Origin of the sequence: Phycicoccus sp. (assembly GCF_035325325.1) — a bacterium.
GTDB lineage: Bacteria > Actinomycetota > Actinomycetes > Actinomycetales > Dermatophilaceae > Phycicoccus.
The window spans coordinates 1-21,982 of record NZ_DAOLAC010000040.1 but is presented as its reverse complement, the minus strand read 5'-3'; the positions used below and the strand labels follow the sequence as shown (position 1 = coordinate 21,982).

30 protein-coding genes and 2 pseudogenes are annotated in these 21,982 nt (G+C 71.2%); 31 read left to right on the top strand and 1 reads right to left on the bottom strand.

What is annotated here, in order from left to right; translation table 11 throughout:
- Nucleotides 1-79: 79 nt before the first annotated feature.
- The gene (locus tag PKA89_RS17755; RefSeq protein WP_324421765.1) at nt 80-994 is read right to left on the bottom strand and encodes a LysR substrate-binding domain-containing protein; all 915 of its coding nucleotides are present in this window, start codon (nt 992-994) and stop codon (nt 80-82) included.
- A gap of 72 nt (nt 995-1,066) precedes the next feature.
- Here PKA89_RS17755 and PKA89_RS17750 point away from each other — a divergent pair, with 72 nt between their 5' ends.
- From PKA89_RS17750 to rpmJ, 31 genes and pseudogenes are all read left to right on the top strand, one after another.
- On the top strand, nt 1,067-1,996 hold the full coding sequence (locus PKA89_RS17750) for an EamA family transporter (protein WP_324421763.1): 930 nt from the start codon (nt 1,067-1,069) through the stop codon (nt 1,994-1,996).
- Between the two features lie 303 nt (nt 1,997-2,299).
- Entirely contained in the window at nt 2,300-2,608 is a 309-nt protein-coding gene (rpsJ, locus tag PKA89_RS17745) for a 30S ribosomal protein S10 (RefSeq protein ID WP_012867945.1), read from the top strand.
- Nucleotides 2,609-2,616: 8 nt separating this feature from the next.
- Complete coding sequence (gene rplC, locus PKA89_RS17740; RefSeq protein WP_324421730.1) at nt 2,617-3,273, top strand: 50S ribosomal protein L3; 657 nt, start codon at nt 2,617-2,619, stop codon at nt 3,271-3,273.
- A 2-nt stretch (nt 3,274-3,275) separates the two neighbouring features.
- Entirely contained in the window at nt 3,276-3,956 is a 681-nt protein-coding gene (gene rplD / locus PKA89_RS17735) for a 50S ribosomal protein L4 (RefSeq protein WP_324421728.1), read from the top strand.
- Nucleotides 3,953-4,252 (top strand): 50S ribosomal protein L23, encoded by a 300-nt coding sequence (gene rplW, locus PKA89_RS17730; protein WP_324421725.1) that lies wholly within the window; start codon nt 3,953-3,955, stop codon nt 4,250-4,252. The genes rplD and rplW overlap by 4 nt, the downstream gene beginning before the upstream one ends.
- A gap of 24 nt (nt 4,253-4,276) precedes the next feature.
- Nucleotides 4,277-5,105, top strand: a pseudogene (gene rplB, locus PKA89_RS17725) (50S ribosomal protein L2).
- A gap of 12 nt (nt 5,106-5,117) precedes the next feature.
- Nucleotides 5,118-5,399, top strand: coding sequence for a 30S ribosomal protein S19 (gene rpsS / locus PKA89_RS17720; RefSeq protein ID WP_324421723.1), 282 nt, complete (start codon nt 5,118-5,120; stop codon nt 5,397-5,399).
- Entirely contained in the window at nt 5,399-5,797 is a 399-nt protein-coding gene (gene rplV, locus PKA89_RS17715) for a 50S ribosomal protein L22 (RefSeq protein WP_324421721.1), read from the top strand. Before rpsS ends, rplV begins: the two co-directional genes overlap by 1 nt.
- Nucleotides 5,797-6,612 carry a 30S ribosomal protein S3 gene (gene rpsC / locus PKA89_RS17710; protein ID WP_324421719.1) on the top strand — a complete coding sequence of 272 codons (816 nt, stop codon included), beginning with the start codon at nt 5,797-5,799 and terminating at the stop codon, nt 6,610-6,612. Before rplV ends, rpsC begins: the two co-directional genes overlap by 1 nt.
- A 3-nt stretch (nt 6,613-6,615) precedes the next feature.
- Nucleotides 6,616-7,035 carry a 50S ribosomal protein L16 gene (gene rplP / locus PKA89_RS17705; RefSeq protein WP_324421717.1) on the top strand — a complete coding sequence of 140 codons (420 nt, stop codon included), beginning with the start codon at nt 6,616-6,618 and terminating at the stop codon, nt 7,033-7,035.
- Nucleotides 7,035-7,247 (top strand): annotated as a pseudogene (gene rpmC / locus PKA89_RS17700) (50S ribosomal protein L29); the annotation flags it as partial. The gene rplP and the pseudogene rpmC, both read left to right, overlap by 1 nt.
- A 20-nt stretch (nt 7,248-7,267) precedes the next feature.
- The gene (gene rpsQ / locus PKA89_RS17695) at nt 7,268-7,555 is read left to right on the top strand and encodes a 30S ribosomal protein S17 (protein ID WP_324421715.1); all 288 of its coding nucleotides are present in this window, start codon (nt 7,268-7,270) and stop codon (nt 7,553-7,555) included.
- Between the two features lie 81 nt (nt 7,556-7,636).
- Complete coding sequence (rplN, locus tag PKA89_RS17690) at nt 7,637-8,005, top strand: 50S ribosomal protein L14 (RefSeq protein ID WP_324421713.1); 369 nt, start codon at nt 7,637-7,639, stop codon at nt 8,003-8,005.
- A gap of 2 nt (nt 8,006-8,007) precedes the next feature.
- Complete coding sequence (gene rplX / locus PKA89_RS17685; RefSeq protein WP_324421711.1) at nt 8,008-8,352, top strand: 50S ribosomal protein L24; 345 nt, start codon at nt 8,008-8,010, stop codon at nt 8,350-8,352.
- Between the two features lie 5 nt (nt 8,353-8,357).
- Nucleotides 8,358-8,921, top strand: coding sequence for a 50S ribosomal protein L5 (gene rplE, locus PKA89_RS17680; protein ID WP_324421709.1), 564 nt, complete (start codon nt 8,358-8,360; stop codon nt 8,919-8,921).
- 1 nt (nt 8,922) lies between these two features.
- Nucleotides 8,923-9,108 (top strand): type Z 30S ribosomal protein S14, encoded by a 186-nt coding sequence (locus PKA89_RS17675; protein WP_324421707.1) that lies wholly within the window; start codon nt 8,923-8,925, stop codon nt 9,106-9,108.
- A gap of 109 nt (nt 9,109-9,217) precedes the next feature.
- Entirely contained in the window at nt 9,218-9,616 is a 399-nt protein-coding gene (gene rpsH / locus PKA89_RS17670; RefSeq protein WP_324421705.1) for a 30S ribosomal protein S8, read from the top strand.
- 12 nt (nt 9,617-9,628) lie between these two features.
- The gene (gene rplF / locus PKA89_RS17665) at nt 9,629-10,165 is read left to right on the top strand and encodes a 50S ribosomal protein L6 (protein WP_324421703.1); all 537 of its coding nucleotides are present in this window, start codon (nt 9,629-9,631) and stop codon (nt 10,163-10,165) included.
- Between the two features lie 3 nt (nt 10,166-10,168).
- Complete coding sequence (gene rplR / locus PKA89_RS17660; RefSeq protein WP_324421701.1) at nt 10,169-10,543, top strand: 50S ribosomal protein L18; 375 nt, start codon at nt 10,169-10,171, stop codon at nt 10,541-10,543.
- A gap of 46 nt (nt 10,544-10,589) precedes the next feature.
- A complete protein-coding gene (gene rpsE, locus PKA89_RS17655; RefSeq protein WP_324421699.1) occupies nt 10,590-11,231 on the top strand; it encodes a 30S ribosomal protein S5 in 642 nt (213 codons plus the stop codon).
- Nucleotides 11,231-11,413 carry a 50S ribosomal protein L30 gene (gene rpmD, locus PKA89_RS17650; protein WP_166118054.1) on the top strand — a complete coding sequence of 61 codons (183 nt, stop codon included), beginning with the start codon at nt 11,231-11,233 and terminating at the stop codon, nt 11,411-11,413. Before rpsE ends, rpmD begins: the two co-directional genes overlap by 1 nt.
- A gap of 2 nt (nt 11,414-11,415) precedes the next feature.
- Nucleotides 11,416-11,907, top strand: a complete 492-nt coding sequence (gene rplO / locus PKA89_RS17645; RefSeq protein WP_324421695.1) for a 50S ribosomal protein L15 — start codon at nt 11,416-11,418, stop codon at nt 11,905-11,907.
- A 172-nt stretch (nt 11,908-12,079) separates the two neighbouring features.
- Nucleotides 12,080-13,393, top strand: coding sequence for a preprotein translocase subunit SecY (secY, locus tag PKA89_RS17640; RefSeq protein WP_324421693.1), 1,314 nt, complete (start codon nt 12,080-12,082; stop codon nt 13,391-13,393).
- 85 nt (nt 13,394-13,478) lie between these two features.
- Nucleotides 13,479-14,039, top strand: coding sequence for an adenylate kinase (locus PKA89_RS17635; RefSeq protein ID WP_324421782.1), 561 nt, complete (start codon nt 13,479-13,481; stop codon nt 14,037-14,039).
- Nucleotides 14,040-14,090: 51 nt separating this feature from the next.
- On the top strand, nt 14,091-15,125 hold the full coding sequence (locus tag PKA89_RS17630) for a hypothetical protein (protein WP_324421691.1): 1,035 nt from the start codon (nt 14,091-14,093) through the stop codon (nt 15,123-15,125).
- A gap of 118 nt (nt 15,126-15,243) precedes the next feature.
- Complete coding sequence (map, locus tag PKA89_RS17625; RefSeq protein WP_324421690.1) at nt 15,244-16,098, top strand: type I methionyl aminopeptidase; 855 nt, start codon at nt 15,244-15,246, stop codon at nt 16,096-16,098.
- Nucleotides 16,099-16,172: 74 nt separating this feature from the next.
- Nucleotides 16,173-18,032, top strand: a complete 1,860-nt coding sequence (locus tag PKA89_RS17620) for a methylmalonyl-CoA mutase subunit beta (protein WP_324421688.1) — start codon at nt 16,173-16,175, stop codon at nt 18,030-18,032.
- On the top strand, nt 18,029-20,182 hold the full coding sequence (gene scpA / locus PKA89_RS17615; RefSeq protein WP_324421686.1) for a methylmalonyl-CoA mutase: 2,154 nt from the start codon (nt 18,029-18,031) through the stop codon (nt 20,180-20,182). The genes PKA89_RS17620 and scpA overlap by 4 nt, the downstream gene beginning before the upstream one ends.
- Nucleotides 20,179-21,186, top strand: a complete 1,008-nt coding sequence (gene meaB, locus PKA89_RS17610; RefSeq protein WP_324421684.1) for a methylmalonyl Co-A mutase-associated GTPase MeaB — start codon at nt 20,179-20,181, stop codon at nt 21,184-21,186. Before scpA ends, meaB begins: the two co-directional genes overlap by 4 nt.
- A gap of 430 nt (nt 21,187-21,616) precedes the next feature.
- Nucleotides 21,617-21,838: a translation initiation factor IF-1 gene (infA, locus tag PKA89_RS17605; protein WP_006946284.1), complete on the top strand. Its 222-nt coding sequence runs from the start codon at nt 21,617-21,619 to the stop codon at nt 21,836-21,838.
- Between the two features lie 30 nt (nt 21,839-21,868).
- Nucleotides 21,869-21,982 carry a 50S ribosomal protein L36 gene (rpmJ, locus tag PKA89_RS17600; RefSeq protein WP_006592630.1) on the top strand — a complete coding sequence of 38 codons (114 nt, stop codon included), beginning with the start codon at nt 21,869-21,871 and terminating at the stop codon, nt 21,980-21,982.

The window sequence follows — 21,982 nt, the reverse complement described above, 5'->3', positions numbered from 1 at the left end:
CGCCGGCAGCTCGTCGAGGGGCCCCGTTCCACCATCCGGTGGGTCGGGGCCCTTCGCCGTGCCTGGGCCCCGGGGGGCGTCAGCGGGCGAGGCGGTCCGCGGCGACGCGCTCCAGCTCCTCGCGGACCCGGCCGATGGCGGGGGAGGGGGCCATGGTGCGCCGCCAGGTCATCATCACCCGCCGGGTCGGGACGGGGTCGGTCACCGCGACCGGGACGACGGCTGCCGGCAGCTCCTCCCGCCCGAGCCGCGGGACGAGCCCGACGCAGACGCCCTCGGCCACGAGGCCCACCTGCGAGGAGAACTCCATCGCCCAGTGCCGGATGTCGGGGCGCCGGCCGTGCAGGTCGAACATGTGGGTGAGCCAGCCGTGGCAGACCGAGCCCTCGGGCGCACAGACCCAGCGCTCGCCGGCGAACGCGGTCGCGTCGACCGGTCCGTGGGCGGCGAGCGGGTGGCCGGCGGGGACGAGGACGTCGGCGGTGTCCGTCCCGAGGCCGACGACCTCGAGGTGCTCGGGGAACGGCAGCGGCAGGTCGCCCCAGTTGTGGACGAGCGCGGCATCGGCGGTACCGCTCGCGACGAGGGCGATGGCGTCGTGCGGGTCGTGCTCGACGACGGTGACGTCCAGGCCCGGCTCGGCCGCGGTGAGGGCGCGCAGTGCCGGCGCGACGAGGCCGCGCACGGCCGTCGAGAACGCGACGAGGCGGACCGAGCCGCTGACTGGTCCGCCGGTGACCCGGCCGAGGCCGGACTCCAGCGCCTCGAGCCGGGCGAGGATGTCGGCACCCTCGTCGACGAGGTGGCGGCCGAGCTCGGGGAGCATCCCCCCGCGCCCGACCGGTGCGGGGACGGCGCCGCCGCCCCGTCGCGCGGGCCGCTTGCCCGGCTGGGGGGGGGCGGGGGGGGTGGGGCCGGGGCGGGCCGCCGCACCGCCGATCGACCCGGTGCGCCGGACCGCGCTGAGGGTGACGAGGTGGTCGAGGTCGATCATGTAGCAACGCTACACGGACGTCGGTGCGAACCATCGCTGGTGCTGCACGGTCGACCCACCGAGGATGGGGGCATGCCGGTGCGCGACGCCCTCTCCGCCCTCCTCGTCATGCTCGTCTGGGGGATGAACTTCGTCGTCATCGACCGCGGCCTGGCCGGGGTGCCGCCGCTCGTCTTCGTCGCCCTCCGGTTCGCCGTCGTCCTCCTCGCGCTGCCGTTCGTCGCCCGCCCCGAGGCCCCGCTGCGCCGGGTCCTGGCCGTCGGCGTGTGCATGAGCCTCGGCCAGTTCGGCCTCATGTACACCTCGCTCGCCGTCGGGATGCCGCCCGGCCTCGCCTCGCTCGTCCTCCAGGCGCAGGCCGTCCTCACCGTGGGCCTGGCGGCGCTCGTCCTCGGCGAGCGGCCGCTGCGGGTGCAGCTGCTCGGCGTCGGTGTCGGGGTCGTGGGCCTCGCGGTGGTCGCGCTCGGCCGCGGCGGCAGCGTGCCGGCCGTGGCCCTCGTCCTCTGCGTCCTGGCCGCCCTGTCGTGGGCGACCGGCAACGTCCTGGTCCGCCGGCTGCGGGTGCCGGGCGGTCTCGGCCTCACCGTGTGGTCCGCGCTCGTCGTGCCCCTGCCGGCGCTCGGGCTCTCCCTCCTCGTCGACGGCCCGGCCGTCGTCGGCCACGCGCTGACCCACCTCACCACCGTCAACTGGCTCTCGACGGCCTACACCGCGGTGCTCGCCAGCCTCGTCGGCTACGGCATCTGGAACCGGCTGCTCGAGCGCCACCCCGCCTCCGACGTCGCCCCCTTCACCCTCCTCGTGCCGCCGGTGGGGATGCTCACCGCCTGGCTCGCCGACGGCGAGCGGCCGACGGCGCTGGCGGTCGGCGGTGGCGTCCTCCTCGTCGCGGGCGTCGCGCTGGTCACCCTCGGCCCGCGGTGGCGGGCCCGGCGGGTGCTCCGGGAGGCGCGACGCGCCACGCTCCCGCAGGTGCGGGGGAGCGGAGCCGGTCGGGTGTAGCCCCGATTTGGCCCAGCCCCGGGGCCTCTGGCACACTGGACGGGTTGCCTGGCGTGCGTGAGCGTCCCGAGAGGGTCGTCCACGCCCACCGCGACGAGGTCACGAACCGCCGGATCGGCGGGGCGGCTCGTCGGCGAAGAGCCGGGCCCGGTCCCACCGGACAACCGAACCCCACGGACGAGGTGCGAGAGATCGCACGACGCCCGAGCTGCGGAACAAGGGCGACACGCCCGACCGCGGGGGTCGGATGGCCACCGGGACGGCACTTGACAGATGGACGGCGAGAGAGAGACGGAACGTCAGATGGCGGGACAGAAGATCCGCATCCGGTTGAAGTCGTACGACCACGAGGTCATCGACAGCTCGGCGCGCAAGATCGTCGACACCGTGACCCGTGCCGGTGCGACCGTGGTCGGCCCGGTGCCGCTCCCGACGGAGAAGAACGTCTTCTGCGTCATCCGGTCGCCGCACAAGTACAAGGACAGCCGCGAGCACTTCGAGATGCGCACCCACAAGCGCCTCATCGACATCATCGACCCGACGCCCAAGGCCGTCGACTCGCTGATGCGTCTCGACCTCCCGGCTGACGTCAACATCGAGATCAAGCTCTGAGGCTCGCGATGACCACCACTGCCACGAAGACCCAGAAGGGTCTGCTGGGCACCAAGCTCGGCATGACCCAGGTGTGGGACGAGAACAACCGCCTCGTGCCCGTCACCGTGATCCAGGCCGGCCCGAACGTCGTGACCCAGGTCCGCGACGCCGAGACCGACGGCTACGCCGCCGTGCAGCTCGGCTACGGCGCGATCGACCCGCGCAAGGTCACCAAGCCGCTCACCGGCCACTTCGAGAAGGCCGGCGTCACGCCGCGCCGCCACCTCGTCGAGCTGCGCACCGCCGACGCCGGCGACTACGCGCTCGGCCAGGAGGTCGGGGCCGACACGTTCGAGCCCGGCCAGGCCGTCGACATCACGGCGACGACCAAGGGCAAGGGGTTCGCCGGTGTCATGAAGCGCCACGGCTTCCACGGCGTCTCCTCCTCGCACGGTGCGCACCGCAACCACCGCAAGCCCGGCTCCATCGGTGGCTGCGCCACCCCCGGTCGCGTGTTCAAGGGCATGCGCATGGCCGGCCGGATGGGCGGGGTGCGCCACACCACGCAGAACCTCACGATCCACGCCGTGGACGCCGACAAGGGCCTGCTGCTCGTCAAGGGTGCCGTCCCCGGCCCCCGCGGCGCGGTCGTCCTCGTCCGCTCGGCCGCGAAGGGAGCCTGATCATGGCGACCAAGACGCTCGACGTCACCCTCCCCTCGGAGATCTTCGACGTCCAGACCAACGTCCCGCTGATCCACCAGGTCGTCGTCGCCCAGCTCGCGGCCGCCCGCCAGGGCACGCACGCGACGAAGACCCGCGGTGAGGTCCGCGGCGGTGGGCGCAAGCCGTACCGCCAGAAGGGCACCGGCCGCGCCCGCCAGGGCTCGACCCGTGCGCCGCAGTTCGCCGGCGGTGGCACCGTCCACGGCCCGCAGCCGCGCGACTACGCCCAGCGCACGCCCAAGAAGATGAAGGCCGCCGCCCTGCGCGGTGCCCTCTCGGACCGGGCCCGCCACGGCCGCATCCACGTCGTGGAGTCGATCGCCACCGGCGACGCCCCCTCGACCAAGGACGCGCGGGCACTGTTCGCCGGCCTCACCGAGCGCCCGAACCTGCTCGTCGTCCTCGACCGCAGCGACATCGTGTCGCTGAAGTCGGTGCGCAACCTCGCCGAGGTCCACGTGCTCGCGGTCGACCAGCTGAACACCTACGACGTGCTCTGCGCCGACGACGTCGTCTTCACCCAGGCCGCCTACGAGGCGTTCACCGGTGAGACGGTCGCGGCCGCCAAGCCCGCCAAGAAGGCCACGGCCAAGAAGGCTCCGGCCAAGAAGGCCGCCGAGGCCGAGGAGGACGAGAAGTGAGCCAGGGCAAGAACCCCCGCGACATCCTGATCGCGCCGGTCGTGTCCGAGAAGTCGTACGGGCTCCTCGACGAGGGCAAGTACACCTTCGTCGTCGACCCGCGCTCGAACAAGACCGAGATCAAGATCGCCGTCGAGGAGATCTTCGGCGTCAAGGTCGACTCCGTGCACACGATGAACCGCCAGGGCAAGGCCCGCCGCACGCGGTTCGGCACCGGCAAGCGCAAGGACACCAAGCGCGCGATCGTCACCCTCCGCGAGGGCTCGATCGACATCTTCGGCAGCGCCGGCGCCTGAGAGACGTGAGGTAGAGACACCACCATGGGTATCCGCAAGTACAAGCCGACGACGCCGGGGCGTCGCGGGTCGAGCGTGGCCGACTTCGTCGAGGTCACCCGCTCCACCCCCGAGAAGTCCCTCGTCCGTCCGCTGACCAAGAGCGGCGGTCGCAACAACAACGGCCCCCCGCCACATCGGCGGTGGACACAAGCGCGCCTACCGCGTGATCGACTTCCGTCGCCACGACAAGGACGGCGTGCCGGCCAAGGTCGCGCACATCGAGTACGACCCGAACCGCACGGCGCGCATCGCGCTCCTGCACTACGCCGACGGCGAGAAGCGCTACATCCTCGCGCCGCGCGGCCTCGAGCAGGGCATGACCGTCGAGAACGGTCCGGGTGCTGACATCAAGCCGGGCAACACGCTGCCGCTGCGCAACATCCCGACCGGTACGGTCATCCACGCCGTCGAGCTCAAGCCCGGTGGCGGTGCGAAGATCGCCCGCTCGGCCGGTGTCCGCGTCCAGCTCGTCGCCAAGGACGGCCCCTACGCGCAGCTGCGCATGCCGTCCGGTGAGATCCGCAACGTCGACGTCCGCTGCCGTGCCACGGTCGGCGAGGTCGGCAACGCCGAGCAGTCGAACATCAACTGGGGCAAGGCCGGCCGCATGCGCTGGAAGGGCAAGCGCCCGACCGTCCGCGGTGTCGTCATGAACCCCGTCGACCACCCGCACGGTGGTGGTGAGGGTCGCACCTCCGGTGGCCGCCACCCGGTGAGCCCCTGGGGTCAGCCCGAGGGCCGCACCCGCCGCCCCGGCAAGCCGAGCGACAAGCTCATCGTCCGTCGCCGTCGTACTGGCAAGAAGCGCTGAGGAGCCTGACACATGCCTCGTAGCCTGAAGAAGGGCCCCTTCATCGACGACCACCTCCAGAAGAAGGTGGACGCCCAGAACGAAGCGGGCACCAAGAACGTCATCAAGACCTGGTCGCGCCGTTCGGTCATCAGCCCGGACATGCTCGGCCACACCTTCGCCGTCCACGACGGCCGCAAGCACACCCCGGTGTTCGTCACCGAGGCGATGGTCGGCCACAAGCTCGGCGAGTTCGCACCGACCCGCACCTTCAAGGGTCACGTGAAGGACGACAAGAAGGGGCGTCGGCGCTGATGGCCACCGAGAACACCGTCACCGAGTCGCGGGCGGTCGCGCGTCACACGCGCATCACCCCGATGAAGGCCCGCCGGGTCGTCGACCTCATCCGTGGCAAGAACGCCACCGAGGCCGTGTCGGTCCTGCGCTTCGCCCCCCAGGCGGCGAGCGAGCAGGTCCTCAAGGTCCTCGAGTCCGCGATCGCCAACGCCCGCGTCAAGGCCGACCAGACGGCCGAGCGGTTCGACGAGCGCGAGCTCGTCGTCGCCGCGGCCTTCGTCGACGAGGGCCCGACGATGAAGCGGTTCCGTCCGCGCGCCCAGGGCCGCGCCGGCCGCATCAACAAGCGCACGAGCCACATCACGGTGGTCGTCGCGCCCCAGCCCGCCAAGACCACGAACGGAGGCACCCGCTGATGGGCCAGAAGGTCAACCCGCACGGCTTCCGTCTGGGCATCACGACGGAGCACAAGAGCCGCTGGTTCGCCGACTCCACCAAGGAGGGTCAGCGCTATCGCGACTACGTCAAGGAGGACGTGGCGATCCGCAAGCTCATGTCCACGGGCATGGACCGCGCCGGTATCGCCCGGGTCGACATCGAGCGCACGCGTGACCGCGTCCGCGTCGACATCCACACCGCGCGTCCCGGCATCGTCATCGGCCGCCGCGGCGCCGAGGCCGACCGCATCCGCGGCGAGCTCGAGAAGCTCACCGGGAAGCAGGTCCAGCTCAACATCCTCGAGGTGAAGAACCCCGAGGTCGAGGCCCAGCTCGTCGCGCAGGGCATCGCCGAGCAGCTGTCGGCCCGCGTCTCGTTCCGTCGCGCCATGCGCAAGGGCATGCAGTCCGCCACGCGCGCCGGCGCCAAGGGCATCCGCGTCCAGGTCTCCGGCCGCCTCGGCGGCGCGGAGATGAGCCGCACCGAGTTCTACCGCGAGGGTCGCGTGCCGCTGCACACGCTCCGCGCGCAGATCGACTACGGCCTGTACGAGGCCAAGACCACGTTCGGGCGCATCGGCGTCAAGGTGTGGATCTACAAGGGCGACATGACCGCTCGCGAGCTCGCGGCCCAGCAGGCCACCGCTCCGCGCCAGGGTCGTGGACCGCGTCGTGACGGCGCCGACCGTCCGGCCCGTGCCCGCCGCACCGAGGCCCCCGCCGCCGCGCAGGCGCCGGCTGCCCAGGCTCCGGCCGAGCAGGCCGCGGCCGCTCCGAGCACCGAGGAGTCCTGAGCCATGTTGATTCCCCGTCGAGTCAAGCACCGCAAGCAGCACCACCCCGGCCGGTCCGGGATGGCCAAGGGCGGTACGACCATCGCGTTCGGCGACTACGGCATCCAGGCCCTCGAGCCCGCCTACGTCACGAACCGCCAGATCGAGTCGGCGCGTATCGCGATGACCCGCTACATCAAGCGTGGCGGAAAGGTCTGGATCAACATCTACCCGGACCGTCCGCTCACCAAGAAGCCCGCCGAGACCCGCATGGGCTCCGGCAAGGGCTCGCCCGAGTGGTGGATCGCGAACGTCAAGCCGGGTCGTGTCATGTTCGAGCTCTCCGGTGTCCCGGAGGACGTCGCGCGCGAGGCGATGCGCCTCGCGATGCACAAGCTGCCGATGAAGTGCCGCTTCGTCCGGCGTGAGGGTGGTGACTTCTGATGGCAGTCGGTTCCCAGGACCTGACCCCCAAGGAGCTGCGTGGCTTCGAGGACGACCGTCTGGTCGACGAGCTGCGCAAGGCCAAGGAGGAGCTGTTCAACCTCCGGTTCCAGTCGGCCACCGGCCAGCTGGACAACCACGGCCGGCTCCGTGCCGTCCGCAAGGACATCGCCCGGATCTACACCGAGATGCGTGAGCGCGAGCTCGGCATCGGCGTGAAGGGTGAGGCCAAGTGAGCGAGAAGAAGGACGAGACCGTGACCACCGTCGACCGCACCAACCGCAAGACCCGCCAGGGCTACGTGGTGAGCGACAAGATGGACAAGACCGTCGTCGTCGAGGTCGAGGACCGCGTCAAGCACGCGCTCTACGGCAAGGTCATGCGCCGCTCGAGCAAGGTCAAGGCCCACGACGAGGGCAACGCCGCCGGCATCGGCGACCGCGTCCTCATCATGGAGACCCGGCCGCTGTCCGCGACGAAGCGCTGGCGCGTCGTCGAGATCCTCGAGAAGGCCAAGTAAGCCTCCGCCGCAAGGCAACCCAGTCAGTTCGGCCAGGCTCGCCCCCGGGTGAGAACCAGCACGACGAGTAGGAGTTAGACAGTGATCCAGCAGGAGTCGCGACTGCGTGTCGCCGACAACACCGGTGCGAAGGAGATCCTCTGCATCCGTGTTCTCGGTGGCTCCGGTCGCCGGTACGCCGGTATCGGCGACACCATCGTCGCCACCGTCAAGGACGCGATCCCCGGCGGGAACGTCAAGAAGGGCGACGTCGTCAAGGCGGTCATCGTCCGGACCACCAAGGAGCGCCGTCGTCCCGACGGTTCCTACATCAAGTTCGACGAGAACGCCGCGGTCATCCTCCGCAACGACGGTGACCCGCGCGGGACGCGCATCTTCGGCCCGGTCGGGCGCGAGCTGCGCGAGAAGAAGTTCATGAAGATCATCAGCCTGGCGCCGGAGGTGCTCTGACCATGGCCTCCAAGATCAAGAAGGGCGACACCGTCCAGGTGCTCGCCGGCAAGGACAAGGGCCTGACCGGCAAGGTCATCGCGGTCAACCGCGAGACCGGTCGCGTCACGGTCGAGGGCGTCAACCGGGTGACCCGGCACACGAAGGCCGGCGAGTCCAGCCGGGGCAGCCGCACCGGTGGGCTCATCGTCCAGGAGGCGCCGATCCACGTGAGCAACGTGGCGGTCGTCGACCCCTCGGACAAGAAGCCGACCCGGATCAAGACCCGCGTCGAGACCGTCGAGCGTGACGGCCGCCAGAAGGCGTCCCGTGTCCGCGTCGGCGTGCGCTCGGGCAAGGACCTGTGAGAGATATGGCGACAGACACCGCGACCAAGCCCCGCCTCAAGGCGCGCTACCAGGACGAGATCAAGAGCTCGCTCCGGGACCAGTTCGGCTACCCGAACGTCATGCAGGTTCCCGGCGTGACCAAGGTCGTCGTCAACATGGGCGTCGGCGACGCGGCCAAGGACAGCAAGCTCATCGAGGGGGCCGTGCGCGACCTCACGGCGATCACCGGCCAGAAGCCGGTCGTCACCAAGGCGCGCAAGTCCATCGCGCAGTTCAAGCTGCGCGAGGGCATGCCGATCGGTGCGCACGCGACGCTGCGCGGCGACCGCATGTGGGAGTTCCTCGACCGCCTCGTCACCACCGCGCTCCCGCGCATCCGTGACTTCCGCGGCCTCTCGCCGAAGCAGTTCGACGGGCGCGGCAACTACACCTTCGGTCTCACCGAGCAGTCGATGTTCCACGAGATCGACCAGGACCGCATCGACCGCGTCCGCGGCATGGACATCACGGTCGTCACGACCGCGACGAACGACGACGAGGGTCGTGCGCTGCTCAAGGCGCTCGGCTTCCCGTTCAAGGAGAACTGAGATGGCCAAGACCGCGCTCGTCAACAAGGCGAACAAGAAGCCGAAGTTCCAGGTCCGCGCCTACACGCGCTGCCAGCGCTGCGGCCGCCCGCACTCGGTCTACCGCAAGTTCGGCCTCTGCCGGATCTGCCTGCGGGAGATGGCCCACCGTGGCGAGCTCCCCGGCGTGACCAAGAGCAGCTGGTAAGTCCCTGACCCGCCGCCTCCGCGCGGCACCCCCATCCACAGACCATCTACATCGAAGGTCCGCCGGGATCCCCGGCAGAAACCGCGGTGAGAGAGGGCGGAGAAGCCCAATGACCATGACCGACCCGATTGCGGACATGCTGACCCGCGTCCGGAACGCCAACTCGGCGCACAAGGACGCAGTCTCCATGCCGTTCTCGAAGCTCAAGAGCCACATCGCCGAGATCCTCGAGGCCGAGGGCTACATCGCCGGCTGGACCGTCGAGGACGCCGAGGTGGGCAAGACCCTCACGGTGAACCTCAAGTACGGCCCCAACCGGGAGCGCTCCATCGCCGGCCTGCGCCGCGTGAGCAAGCCCGGCCTGCGCGTCTACGCCAAGTCCACCAACCTGCCCAAGGTGCTCGGTGGTCTCGGCGTCGCGATCATCTCGACGTCGTCCGGCCTGCTGACCGATCGTCAGGCCGCCAACAAGGGTGTGGGTGGGGAAGTCCTCGCCTACGTCTGGTAAGGGGAAGCAGACATGTCGCGTATCGGACGTCTCCCCGTCACCGTGCCCTCCGGTGTCGACGTGACCCTCAACGGTCAGACCGTCACCGTCAAGGGCCCCAAGGGCGAGCTGAGCCACACCGTGGCCGAGCCGATCACCGTCGAGCAGACCGACGGCGCGCTCGAGGTCAAGCGACCGGACGACGAGCGGGAGTCCCGCTCGTTGCACGGCCTGACCCGCTCGCTCATCAACAACATGGTCCTCGGGGTCACCGAGGGCTACGAGAAGAAGCTCGAGATCCACGGCACCGGTTACCGCGTGCTCGCCAAGGGCTCCAACCTCGAGTTCGCCCTCGGCTACTCGCACTCGATCACCGTCGAGCCGCCGGCCGGCATCACCTTCGCGGTGGAGAACCAGACCCGGTTCTCGGTCCAGGGCATCGACAAGCAGCTCGTCGGCGAGGTCGCCGCGAACATCCGCAAGCTCCGCAAGCCCGACCCGTACAAGGGCAAGGGCGTCCGCTACGCGGGCGAGCAGATCCGCCGCAAGGTCGGAAAGGCTGGTAAGTAACCGATGGCCATGATCGTCAAGCGCGCCAAGGGCAAGTCGGCCGCACGCACGCGCCGTCACACCCGCGTCCGCAAGCTGGTCAGCGGCACCGCCGCCCGGCCCCGTCTCGTCGTCTCGCGCTCCGCGCGGCACGTCTTCGTCCAGGTCGTCGACGACACCGTCGGCAAGACCGTCGCCTCGGCGTCGACCATGGAGGCCGACGTCCGCTCCCTCGAGGGTGACAAGCGCGAGAAGGCCAAGAAGGTCGGCGAGCTCGTCGCGGCTCGGGCCAAGGCCGCGGGTGTCGAGGCCGTCGTGTTCGACCGTGGCGGCAACAAGTACCACGGTCGCGTCGCCGCCATCGCGGACGGCGCTCGGGAAGGCGGGCTGGCCCTGTGAGCAACGCTGCCCGTACCACCACGAACGTCGAGAAGAGGAACATCTGATGCCAGGACCCCAGCGTCGAGGCACCGGGACCGGCGGCGCCGAGCGCGGCGACCGCCGTGGCAGCCGTGACGACCGTCGCGGCGGCCGCGACTCCCGCGAGGCCGAGAAGAACCAGTACCTCGAGCGCGTCGTGACCATCAACCGCGTCGCCAAGGTCGTCAAGGGTGGCCGTCGCTTCAGCTTCACCGCCCTCGTCGTCGTCGGCGACGGTGACGGCACCGTCGGCGTCGGCTACGGCAAGGCCAAGGAGGTGCCCGCGGCGATCGCCAAGGGTGTCGAGGAGGCGAAGAAGAGCTTCTTCCGCGTCCCGCGCATCCAGGGCACCATCCCGCACCCCGTCCAGGGTGAGGCCGCCGCCGGTGTCGTCATGCTCCGCCCCGCCAGCCCCGGTACCGGTGTCATCGCCGGTGGCCCGGTGCGCGCGGTGCTCGAGTGCGCCGGCATCCACGACGTGCTGTCCAAGAGCCTCGGCTCGGACAACGCGATCAACATCGTCCACGCGACCGTCGAGGCCCTCAAGGGCCTGGAGCGCCCGGAGGCCGTCGCGGCCCGCCGTGGCCTCCCGGTCGACCAGGTCGCCCCGGCCGCGATGCTCCGCGCCCAGGCCGCCGGCCTGGCCGAGGCGAAGGCCGGTGCGTGATGGGGCGGCTCAAGGTGACCCAGACCCGGTCCGGGATCGGTGGGAAGCAGAACCAGCGCGAGACGCTGCGCTCCCTCGGTCTGAAGCGCATCGGCGACGTCGTCGTCAAGGAGGACCGTCCCGAGATCCGCGGGATGGTCAAGACGGTTCCGCACCTCGTGACCGTCGAGGAGGTTGAGTGAGCATGGCCGACACCACGAAGGCCGCGAAGGCCGCTGCGTCCGACGGCGCCCCGGCGCTCAAGGTGCACCACCTGCGCCCGGCGCCCGGCGCCAAGTCCGCCAAGATCCGCGTCGGTCGCGGTGAGGGTGGCAAGCGCGGCAAGACCGCCGGTCGCGGCACCAAGGGCACCAAGGCCCGCTACCAGGTGCCCGCCGGCTTCCAGGGCGGCACCACGCCGCTGCACATGCGGTTCCCGAAGCTGCGCGGCTTCAAGAACCCGTTCAAGACCGAGTACCAGGTCGTCAACCTCGACAAGCTCTCGTCGCTCTACCCGCAGGGTGGCGCCGTGACCGTCGAGGACCTGGTCGCCAAGGGCGCCGTCCGCGACGGCTTCCCGGTCAAGGTGCTCGGCACCGGCGAGATCAGCGTCGAGGTCGCCGTCACGGCGCACGCGTTCTCCGCCAGCGCCAAGGAGAAGATCGAGGCGGCGGGCGGCTCGGCGACGACCGCCTGACGCCCACGATGACCGCGTGTCGCAGGGCCGGCTCCGGAGAGAACCCCGGGGCCGGCCCTGCGCCGCGTTCACCCCACCCGTCGGTCACGGCGCCGCCGCGACCACCGGGTATGTTGTGACGGATCGCTGACGACGCGGCCACCATCCTCGGCCGCCACCTACGGAGGACCCTGTGCTCACCGCTTTCGGCCGCGCGTTCAAGACGCCCGACCTGCGCAGGAAGCTGCTCTTCACGCTGGCCATCATCGTGGTGTTCCGGCTCGGCTCCCACGTGCCGACGCCCGGCGTCAGCTACCCGCTGGTGCAGAAGTGCATCTCGGGCGCCGACAACAGCAACCAGCTGCTCGGCCTGATCAACCTCTTCAGCGGCGGCGCGCTGCTCCAGCTGTCGATCTTCGCGCTCGGGATCATGCCGTACATCACGGCGAGCATCATCATCCAGCTGCTCACCGTGGTCATCCCGCGCTTCGAGGCCCTCAAGAAGGAGGGCCAGGCCGGGCAGACGAAGATGACGCAGTACACGCGCTACCTGACGATCGGGCTGGCGATCCTCCAGAGCTCGACGCTCATCACCTTCGCGCAGAACCCCGCGACGCTGTTCAACAACCCGTCGTGCACGAACATCCTCACGGACACCTCGATCGTCACCATCCTCATCATGGTGCTGACGATGACGGCGGGCACCGGGATGATCATGTGGCTCGGTGAGCTCATCACCGACAAGGGCGTCGGCAACGGCATGTCGCTCCTCATCTTCACCTCGATCGCGGCGCGCTTCCCGGTCTCGCTCTGGGACATCAAGCAGCGCGCGGGCTGGGGGACCTTCCTCGTCGTCATCGCCCTCGGACTCGTCGTCATCGCGCTCGTCGTCTTCGTCGAGCAGAGCCAGCGGCGCATCCCGGTCCAGTACGCGAAGCGGATGGTCGGCCGGCGGGTCTACGGCGGGACCTCGACCTACATCCCGCTAAAGGTCAACATGGCGGGCGTCATCCCGGTCATCTTCGCGAGCTCGCTGCTCACGCTGCCGACGCTCGTCGCCCAGTTCAACCAGGGCGCCAACGGCATCAACGCCGGCTGGGTCGACTGGATCCAGAACTACCTGACCCGCGGCGACCACCCCATCTACATGGCCCTCTACACCGGGCTCATCCTTTTCTTCACGTTCTTCTACGTGTCGATCACGTTCAACCCGACCGAGGTCGCCGACAACATGAAGAAGTACGGCGGCTTCATCCCGGGTATCCGCGCCGGGCGACCCACGGCCGAGTACCTCAACTACGTCCTGACCCGGATCACCGTGCCGGGCGCGATCTACCTCGCGCTCATCTCGCTCCTCCCGCTCGTCGCGCTGGTCCTCGTCAACGCCAACCAGAACTTCCCGTTCGGTGGAACCTCGATCCTCATCATCGTCGGGGTGGGGCTCGAGACCGTGAAGCAGATCGAGGCCCAGCTGCAGCAGCGCCACTACGAAGGGTTCCTCAGGTAATGCCTCCCCAGGAAGTTCTGCCCACGATGACCGTGGGACCCGCTCCGCTCCGCTCCCCCAGATACTTCCCGGGGGCCCCGGCATGATGCGCCTCATCATCCTCGGGCCGCCCGGTGCCGGAAAGGGCACTCAGGCGTCCCGGATCGCCGAGCACTTCGGCATCCCCGCGATCTCCACCGGGGACATCTTCCGGGCCAACATCAAGAACGAGACCGAGCTCGGCCAGCAGGTCAAGGAGATCCTCGCATCCGGCGGGTACGTCTCCGACGAGATCACCAACGCCATCGTCGAGGACCGCCTCGGCCAGGACGACTGCGCACGGGGCTTCCTCCTGGACGGCTACCCGCGCACCCTCGCCCAGGTCGAGGCCCTCGACGCGATGCTCGCCGGGCGCGGGGCGGCGCTCGACCGCGTCCTCGAGCTCCGGGTCGACGACGACGTCGTCGTGGGTCGGCTGCTGGGGCGGGCCGAGGTCGAGGGTCGCGCCGACGACACCGAGGAGGTCATCCGGGAGCGGATGGCCATCTACCACCGCGAGACCCGGCCGTTGTCGGACACCTACCGCGAGCGCGGGCTGCTCGTCGAGGTCGACGGCGACGGCGAGGTCGAGGCCGTGACCGAGCGGATCACCTCCGCCCTCACCTGACGCAGCTGCACTGCAGCAGGCTGCTCACCCGTCGAGTGAGCAGAACACGCCGTGTGCGCCGACGTGCATGCGGCGTGTTCTGTTCACTCGACGGGTGCTGTGGACAAGTCCGCGGGGCATGCGGCCGATCGGGGCACGCTCCGCAGGATGCGACCGCCACCCCTGCCCGAACCGTTGGGCTCGCGTCCCTTCAGCACCGCTGAGGCGCGCGAGGCGGGTCTCGCGCCGGGGCGGCTCCGTCGCACGGACCTCGTCCACCCGACCCGAGGTGCCCACGTCCGATCCGTCCCGATCGAGCTGGTCGACCGGGCGCAGGCCTTCGCGGCCGGTCTACCTCCCGAGCGCGCCTTCTCCCACCTCACTGCGGCGGCCCTTCTCGGGCTACCGCTCCCGAAGGATGTGGAACTCCTCGCACACACCGGGCCGCTGCACGTGATGGCGCCCACGGCCGCCGGCCAGGCCCGACGCGTCGGCTGCCTCGGTCACCGTGGGCTCGAGAGCCGCGAGACCGTCACCGTGCACGGTGTCCGCGTCGTTGCCGCCGCGGACACGTGGTGCGACTTCGGCGAGCTCGGTCGGCGGTTCTCGGTCGACGACCTCGTCGTCGCGGGCGATGCCGTCGTGGCATCGGTGCGGACAGGGACCTCCGACGCCCAGTGGATGCTCCGACGCCCGCTCGAGGCCCGGGTCCGACCCCGGGGCAAGCGCCGGCTGTCGGAGGCGCTCGTGCTCGTCCGGCCCGGGGTGCGCTCGCCGATGGAGTCACGGGCGCGGCTGATGTTCGGCCGTGCGGGCTTCCCCGAGCCGGAGGTGAACGCCATCCTGACCGACCGTGCGGGTGAGTTTCTCGGGGAGGGGGACCTCGTGTGGCGTGCCCAGCGGGTCGTCGGCGAGTACCAGGGCGCGGACCACGCATCGCGCAGGAGGCGGAGCATGGACACCTCGCGCCGTCACGCCCTGCGCGACGAGGGATGGATGGTCGAGGAGATCTGGGCCGAGGACGTCCTCGTCGGTGGCCGGCGAACGGCCTGCCTCGTTCGCTTCGCCGCCGCGCTCGGCCTGGAACCCGGCTCTTGGACTCTGTAGTACCCGTCGAGTGAGCAGAACACGCCGTATGCGGCTGCGTGCATACGGCGTGTTCTGTTCACTCGACGGGTGAGGGCGCGCGGATGGGGGTGGGGGCGGCGCGGGTAGGGTGCGCGCCATGGGACTGTTCAGCCGTGACCGGTGCGAGGGGAAGACGCCCGAGCAGCTCGCGATGATGCGCACCGCGGGCCTGCTCGTCGCGCGCACCCTCGAGCTCGTCGCGAGGCAGGTCCGGCCGGGGATGACCACGCTCGACCTCGACACCCTCGCCGAGACGCACATCCGCGACCACGGCGGCATCCCGAACTTCCAGCTCGTCCCGGGCTACCGGCACACGCTGTGCACGAGCGTCAACGACGAGATCGTCCACGGCATCCCCGGCTCCCGGGTCCTCGAGGCCGGCGACCTCCTCTCGGTCGACTGCGGCGCCGAGGTGGCCGGCTGGAACGGCGACGCCGCGCTCACCCTCGTCGTCGGTGGCCCCGAGGCCGCCCGCCCCGAGGACCTCGAGCTGAGCGAGGACACCGAGACCTCGCTGTGGGCCGGCATCGCGGCGCTGCGCGTCGACCGGCCGCTCTACGACGTCGGCGCGGCCGTCGAGGACTCGCTGACCGACTCCAGCACCCGCCGCGGTCGCGAGTACGGCATCGTCGAGGACTACGTCGGCCACGGCATCGGCACCTCGATGCACATGGACCCGCAGGTGCCGAACTACCGCGTCGACGGCCGCAGCCCGAAGGTGTGCGACGGGCTGACCATCGCCATCGAGCCGATGGTCACGCTCGGCGACCAGGACAACACGATCCTCGAGGACGAGTGGACCGTCGTGACGCGCGACGGCTCGCGCGCGGCGCACTGGGAGCACTCGGTCGCCGTCACCGAGGCGGGCACCTGCGTGCTCACCGCCCTCGACGGCGGACGTGAGCGCCTCGCCACCCTCGGCGTCCCGTTCGCCGACATCACCCCGGCCTGACCCCCACCGGCCCCGGTCCCACGGGTGACCGATCTCTCGGTGATCGACCCCCGCACCGCTGGCTAGGGTTGAGGGTGGACCGGACCACCGACCAAGGGGAGTGCCCGATGACGACGGCGTCGCCTCCGACCGAGCCGATGGCGCTCGCCGCCGGCTTCGAGCCCCGCACCCGCGAGGACTGGCAGCGGCTGGTCGCGGACGTGCTGAACAAGCGCCGCGCCGACGACGACCGGATCGCGCCGGAGGCCGCCGAAGCCGCCCTCGTCACCGCCCTCGACGGCGGCCTGAGCACCCGCGGCCTCTACCTGCGCGAGGACCGCGCCGGCCACCCGCTCGGCCTGCCGGGCGCGATGCCGTTCACCCGTGGCCGGGCCGTCCGCGACGGCAGGCTGCCGTGGGACGTCCGCCAGCTGCATGACGACCCGGACGTCGCGCGGACGCGCGCCGCGGTCCTCGACGACCTCGAGCACGGTGTGACGTCGGTGTGGCTGCACGTCGGCGACGAGGGTGTCGCGACCACGGACCTCGCCGAGGTGCTCGCCGAGGTCCGGCTCGACCTCGCGCCGGTCGTCGTCTCCTCGTTCAGTGACCAGCCCGGCGCGGCCCGGGCGCTCCTCGACGTCGTCGGCGACCGCCCGTCGGTCGGCGGCAACCTCGGCCTCGACCCGGTCGGCGCCGCCCTGCGCACCGGGACCGAGCCCGACCTCGCCCCGCTCGCCGGGCTCGTGCGCGCGCTCGACGGCCGCGCGGGCTGGCGGGCGCTCACCGTCGACGCCCGCGTGCTCCACGACGCCGGCGCGAGCGAGGTCGACGCGCTCGCCGTGGCCGTGGCCACCGGCGTCGAGTACCTGCGCCACCTCGAGGCGGAGGCCATCGACCCGGTCACCGCGTTCGGGCACGTCGAGCTGCGGGTCCCGGCGACCGCCGACCAGTTCCTCACCGCCGCCGTGCTCCGCGCCCTGCGCCGGGTCTGGGCGCGGGTCGGGGAGGCGCTCGACGTCCCCGCAGCCGACCGCGGCGCCCGCACGCACGCGGTGACCAGCCTGCGGATGGCCAGCCGTGAGGACCCCTTCGTCAACGTCCTGCGCAACACCCTGGCCACGTTCGGCGCATCGATCGGCGGCGCGGACGCCATCACCGTCCTGCCGCACGACACCGTCGCCGGTCTCCCGGAACGGTTCTCGCGCAGGCTCGCCCGCAACACCCAGATCCTGCTCGCCGACGAGTCGAACGTGGGGCGCGTCACCGACCCCGGCGGCGGCTCGTGGTACCTCGAGTCGCTCACCGACGAGGTCGCCGAGCGGGCGTGGACGCGTTTCCAGGAGGTCGAGCGGGCCGGGGGAGTACGCGCAGCCCTCCGCGACGGCCTGCTGCGCGACTGGGTCGACACCGCCACGACGGAGCGAGAACGGCTCATCGCCACACGCCGCCGCCCGCTCACCGGGGTCTCGATGTTCCCCAACCTCGCCGACACCGTGCCCGAGCGGCGGCCACGTCGCGCCGTCGCCACGAGCGCCGACGGGTTCGAGCCCCGCCGCGACGCCGCCGCCTTCGAGGCCCTGCGCGACCGGGCCCGCACCCTCGACACCCCGGCGGTCACCGTCCGCACCCTCGGCGCCCAGCGCGACTTCGGCGCCCGTCAGGGCTTCGTGACCAACCTCCTCGCCGCGGGTGGCATCGCCGCCACGGACGACGCCACCCCGGTCGCCGTCCTCGCGAGCAGCAGGGGCCAGTACGCGGCGGCGGGTCGCGAGGCGGTCGAGGAGCTGCGCGCCGCCGGCGCCACCCACGTCCTCGTCGCCGGCCGGGCCACCGAGCTCGGCGACGCCGCCGACACCGTCGACGGCGAGGTGTACGACGGGATGGACGTCGTCGCGCTCCTCACCGACCTGCTCGACCGGCTCGGCGCGCCGGCGGAGGGAGAGACCCGATGAGCACCGTCCCCGACTTCACGACGCTCGACCTCGGGCCGGGCACCCCCGAGCCGGCCGACCTGCCGGCGGGCGAGCCGTGGCTCACGCCGGAGCAGGTCCCGGTGGCGCCCGTCTACACCGAGCACGACCTCGAGGGCCTGGACTTCCTCGACACGGTGCCCGGTGCGCCGCCGTTCCTGCGCGGCCCGTACCCGACGATGTACACGACCCAGCCGTGGACGATCCGCCAGTACGCCGGGTTCAGCACGGCCGAGGAGTCCAACGCGTTCTACCGGCGCAACCTCGCGGCCGGCCAGAAGGGGCTGTCGGTCGCGTTCGACCTCGCGACCCACCGCGGCTACGACTCCGACCACCCGCGGGTCGCCGGCGACGTCGGGATGGCCGGCGTGGCCATCGACTCGATCTACGACATGCGCACGCTCTTCGACGGCATCCCGCTCGACCAGATGTCGGTGTCGATGACGATGAACGGCGCCGTCGTGCCGATCCTCGCGCTCTACGTCGTCGCGGCCGAGGAGCAGGGGGTGAAGGCGGAGCAGCTGACCGGGACCATCCAGAACGACATCCTCAAGGAGTTCATGGTCCGCAACACCTACATCTACCCGCCCGAGCCGTCGATGCGGATCATCAGCGACATCTTCGCGTTCACGAGCCAGGAGATGCCGCGGTTCAACTCGATCTCGATCTCCGGGTACCACATGCAGGAGGCCGGGGCGACGCAGGATCTCGAGCTGGCGTACACCCTCGCCGACGGCGTCGAGTACCTGCGGGCCGGGACGGCGGTCGGCCTCGACGTCGACCGGTTCGCCCCCCGGCTGTCCTTCTTCTGGGCGATCGGGACGAACTTCTACATGGAGGTCGCGAAGATGCGGGCCGCACGCCTGCTCTGGGCGCGCCTCGTCCGGGCCCAGGGGGCGAGCAACCCGAAGTCGCTCAGCCTGCGCACGCACAGCCAGACCTCGGGCTGGAGCCTCACCGCCCAGGACGTCTTCAACAACGTGGTCCGCACCTGCATCGAGGCGATGGCCGCCACCCAGGGGCACACCCAGAGCCTGCACACGAACGCCCTCGACGAGGCGATCGCGCTGCCCACCGACTTCTCGGCCCGGATCGCGCGCAACACCCAGCTCGTGCTCCAGCAGGAGTCCGGCACGACGCGCACCATCGACCCGTGGGCCGGCTCCGCGTACGTCGAGCGGCTCACCCACGACCTCGCCCGGCGGGCCTGGGAGCACATCGAGGAGGTCGAGGCGGCCGGCGGGATGGCGAAGGCGATCGAGGCCGGCATCCCGAAGATGCGGATCGAGGAGGCCGCGGCCCGCACCCAGGCCCGCATCGACTCCGGTCACCAGCCGGTCATCGGCGTCAACACCTACCCCGTCGACGAGGACGAGCCGATCGAGGTCCTCAAGGTCGACAACGCCGCCGTCCGGGCCAGCCAGACCGCCAAGCTCGAGCGGCTGCGCGCCGAGCGCGACGAGGAGGCCTGCCGGGCCGCGCTCGCCCGGATGACCGAGGCCGCGCGCGCCGGCTCCGACGGCACCCCCGCGACCAACCTGCTGGCGCTGGCCATCGACGCCGCGCGGGCCAAGGCGACCGTCGGCGAGATGTCGACCGCGATGGAGGAGGCGTTCGGTCGCTACACCGCCCAGATCCGTACCATCGGGGGCGTGTACAGCGCCGAGGCGGGGGAGGACGCGACCGTCCGCGAGGCCCAGGCCGCGGTCGAGGCGTTCGAGGAGGAGCAGGGCCGGCGCCCGCGCATCCTCGTCGCGAAGATGGGCCAGGACGGCCACGACCGCGGCCAGAAGGTCATCGCGACCGCGTTCGCCGACCTCGGGTTCGACGTCGACGTGGGCCCGCTGTTCCAGACGCCCGAGGAGGTCGCCCGCCAGGCCGTCGAGGCCGACGTCCACGTCGTCGGGGTCAGCTCCCTCGCCGCGGGCCACCTCACCCTCGTGCCCGCGCTGCGCAAGGCGCTCGACGACCTCGGCCGCCACGACCTGATGATCGTCGTCGGCGGTGTCATCCCCGACCAGGACCACGAGGCCCTGCGCGCGGCCGGTGCCGACGCCATCTACCCGCCGGGCACGGTGATCAGCCGGGCCGCGGTCGACCTCGTCCGCGAGCTGCGCGAGCGGCTCGGGTGAGGCCGGTCGACGTCGAGGACCTCGTCGCGGGGGTCCGCGCGGGCTCGCGCCAGCACGTGGCGCGGGCCATCACCCTCCTCGAGTCGCGGCGTCCGGAGCACCGCGAGCAGGCCCGCCGTCTGCTCGCCGCCCTCGCCGACCGCACCGGCCACGCGGTGCGGGTCGGGGTCAGCGGCGTGCCCGGCGCCGGCAAGTCGACCTTCATCGACGCCCTCGGTCTGCGGCTCCTCGAGCAGGGACACCGGGTGGCCGTCGTCGCCGTCGACCCCAGCTCGCGCCGCACCGGTGGCTCGATCCTCGGCGACCGCACCCGGATGGCTCGGCTCGCCGCCTCCGACGACGCCTTCGTCCGGCCGAGCCCCTCGGGCCGGCACCTCGGCGGGGTGGCACGGGCCACCCGGGAGTCGATGCTCGTCCTCGAGGCGGCCGGCTTCGACGTCGTCATCGTCGAGACGGTCGGGGTGGGGCAGAACGAGATCGCCGTCTCCGAGATGGTCGACACCTTCCTCCTGCTCACGCTCGCCCGGGCCGGCGACCAGCTCCAGGGCATCAAGCGGGGCATCCTCGAGCTCGCAGACGTCATCGCCGTCAACAAGGCCGACGGCGACGGTGAGACTCCCGCGAAGGCCGCCGCCCGCGACCTCATGGGGGCGATGCGGCTCATGCTGCCGGGTCGCGACGTGCGTCGGCCGCCGGTGCTCACCTGCTCGGCGCTGACCGGCGCCGGGCTCGACGAGGTGTGGGAGGCGGTGCTCGAGCACCGGGCCTACCTCGAGGAGCACCACTCGCTGGCCACCCGCCGGGCCCAGCAGCAGGAGGACTGGATGTGGGCCCTGGTCGACGCCGAGCTGACCGACGGCGTCCGCGGCGCGCCGTCGGTGCGGGCGCAGCGGGCGGCCCTCGAGGCGGCGGTACGCTCGGGGGAGACGAGTGCCGTGGAGGCCGCCGCCCGCGTCCTCGAGCTCTATGCACACGACCTGCGGGTCGGTGAGCAGGACGGATGACCCATCGTCCGTACGGATGATGCCCCGCTGGCCGCTCGTCCGGTCCCGCCCTGTCCGAACCGCCATCCGGGACCCGTGGTGCTGGCGGGACGGTCGGGAGGACGGGAGAGTCGTTCACGCACCCGGTGAAGCGGACCCCAGCGGTCCCGCCCCTGTCCACCGGGAGCGGAGACGGGAGCCCACCCCTGCACCGGGCCCTCGACTCCTCACACAGCCCACCGGGCCGGCCACCCCCTGCATCGGCCGGCCCGGTGGCTTGTGTCCGGGCCCGGGGGGCGGCGTCCGCGGATTTCGTGATGTGCCCCCTCCTCGCGTACCATTGAACGTCGGTCACGTGTGCGCTCCTCCGCATGGGTGGAGCACCTCGGGGCCGATTTCCATGGGTGGTCCAACCCCACGACGGGCTGCCCACCAAGCGGATTGAGAGGGTATGGCCAAGAAGGACGGCGTCATCGAGATCGAGGGCACGATCGTCGAGGCTCTCCCGAACGCGATGTTCCGGGTCGAGCTCACGAACGGTCACAAGGTGCTCGCGCACATCTCCGGCAAGATGCGACAGCACTACATCCGGATCCTCCCCGAGGACCGTGTGGTGGTCGAGCTGAGCCCGTACGACCTGACTCGCGGCCGCATCGTCTTCCGCTACCGCTGAGACACACCTCGACGAGACAGCAAAGGCGACATGAAGGTTCAGCCGAGCGTCAAGAAGATCTGTGACAAGTGCAAGGTGATCCGCCGCAACGGGCGGGTCATGGTGATCTGCGAGAACCTGCGCCACAAGCAGCGCCAGGGCTGA

What these genes read in the sequence shown, in the direction of transcription:
- rplR (WP_324421701.1), top strand. Translation starts at nt 10,169, where the DNA reads ATGGCCATGATCGTCAAGCGCGCCAAGGGCAAGTCGGCCGCACGCACG.
- rplE (WP_324421709.1), top strand. Translation starts at nt 8,358, where the DNA reads ATGGCGACAGACACCGCGACCAAGCCCCGCCTCAAGGCGCGCTACCAG.
- rplV (WP_324421721.1), top strand. Translation starts at nt 5,399, where the DNA reads ATGGCCACCGAGAACACCGTCACCGAGTCGCGGGCGGTCGCGCGTCAC.
- infA (WP_006946284.1), top strand. Translation starts at nt 21,617, where the DNA reads ATGGCCAAGAAGGACGGCGTCATCGAGATCGAGGGCACGATCGTCGAG.
- rplD (WP_324421728.1), top strand. Translation starts at nt 3,276, where the DNA reads ATGGCGACCAAGACGCTCGACGTCACCCTCCCCTCGGAGATCTTCGAC.
- rpsC (WP_324421719.1), top strand. Translation starts at nt 5,797, where the DNA reads ATGGGCCAGAAGGTCAACCCGCACGGCTTCCGTCTGGGCATCACGACG.
- map (WP_324421690.1), top strand. Translation starts at nt 15,244, where the DNA reads ATGGGACTGTTCAGCCGTGACCGGTGCGAGGGGAAGACGCCCGAGCAG.
- rplP (WP_324421717.1), top strand. Translation starts at nt 6,616, where the DNA reads ATGTTGATTCCCCGTCGAGTCAAGCACCGCAAGCAGCACCACCCCGGC.
- rpsE (WP_324421699.1), top strand. Translation starts at nt 10,590, where the DNA reads ATGCCAGGACCCCAGCGTCGAGGCACCGGGACCGGCGGCGCCGAGCGC.
- rplC (WP_324421730.1), top strand. Translation starts at nt 2,617, where the DNA reads ATGACCACCACTGCCACGAAGACCCAGAAGGGTCTGCTGGGCACCAAG.
- PKA89_RS17675 (WP_324421707.1), top strand. Translation starts at nt 8,923, where the DNA reads ATGGCCAAGACCGCGCTCGTCAACAAGGCGAACAAGAAGCCGAAGTTC.
- PKA89_RS17635 (WP_324421782.1), top strand. Translation starts at nt 13,479, where the DNA reads ATGCGCCTCATCATCCTCGGGCCGCCCGGTGCCGGAAAGGGCACTCAG.
- rplF (WP_324421703.1), top strand. Translation starts at nt 9,629, where the DNA reads ATGTCGCGTATCGGACGTCTCCCCGTCACCGTGCCCTCCGGTGTCGAC.
- rpsJ (WP_012867945.1), top strand. Translation starts at nt 2,300, where the DNA reads ATGGCGGGACAGAAGATCCGCATCCGGTTGAAGTCGTACGACCACGAG.
- rplX (WP_324421711.1), top strand. Translation starts at nt 8,008, where the DNA reads ATGGCCTCCAAGATCAAGAAGGGCGACACCGTCCAGGTGCTCGCCGGC.
- rpmD (WP_166118054.1), top strand. Translation starts at nt 11,231, where the DNA reads ATGGGGCGGCTCAAGGTGACCCAGACCCGGTCCGGGATCGGTGGGAAG.
- rplO (WP_324421695.1), top strand. Translation starts at nt 11,416, where the DNA reads ATGGCCGACACCACGAAGGCCGCGAAGGCCGCTGCGTCCGACGGCGCC.
- PKA89_RS17755 (WP_324421765.1), bottom strand. Translation starts at nt 994, where the DNA reads ATGATCGACCTCGACCACCTCGTCACCCTCAGCGCGGTCCGGCGCACC.
- PKA89_RS17750 (WP_324421763.1), top strand. Translation starts at nt 1,067, where the DNA reads ATGCCGGTGCGCGACGCCCTCTCCGCCCTCCTCGTCATGCTCGTCTGG.
- rpsS (WP_324421723.1), top strand. Translation starts at nt 5,118, where the DNA reads ATGCCTCGTAGCCTGAAGAAGGGCCCCTTCATCGACGACCACCTCCAG.
- scpA (WP_324421686.1), top strand. Translation starts at nt 18,029, where the DNA reads ATGAGCACCGTCCCCGACTTCACGACGCTCGACCTCGGGCCGGGCACC.
- rpmJ (WP_006592630.1), top strand. Translation starts at nt 21,869, where the DNA reads ATGAAGGTTCAGCCGAGCGTCAAGAAGATCTGTGACAAGTGCAAGGTG.
- rpsH (WP_324421705.1), top strand. Translation starts at nt 9,218, where the DNA reads ATGACCATGACCGACCCGATTGCGGACATGCTGACCCGCGTCCGGAAC.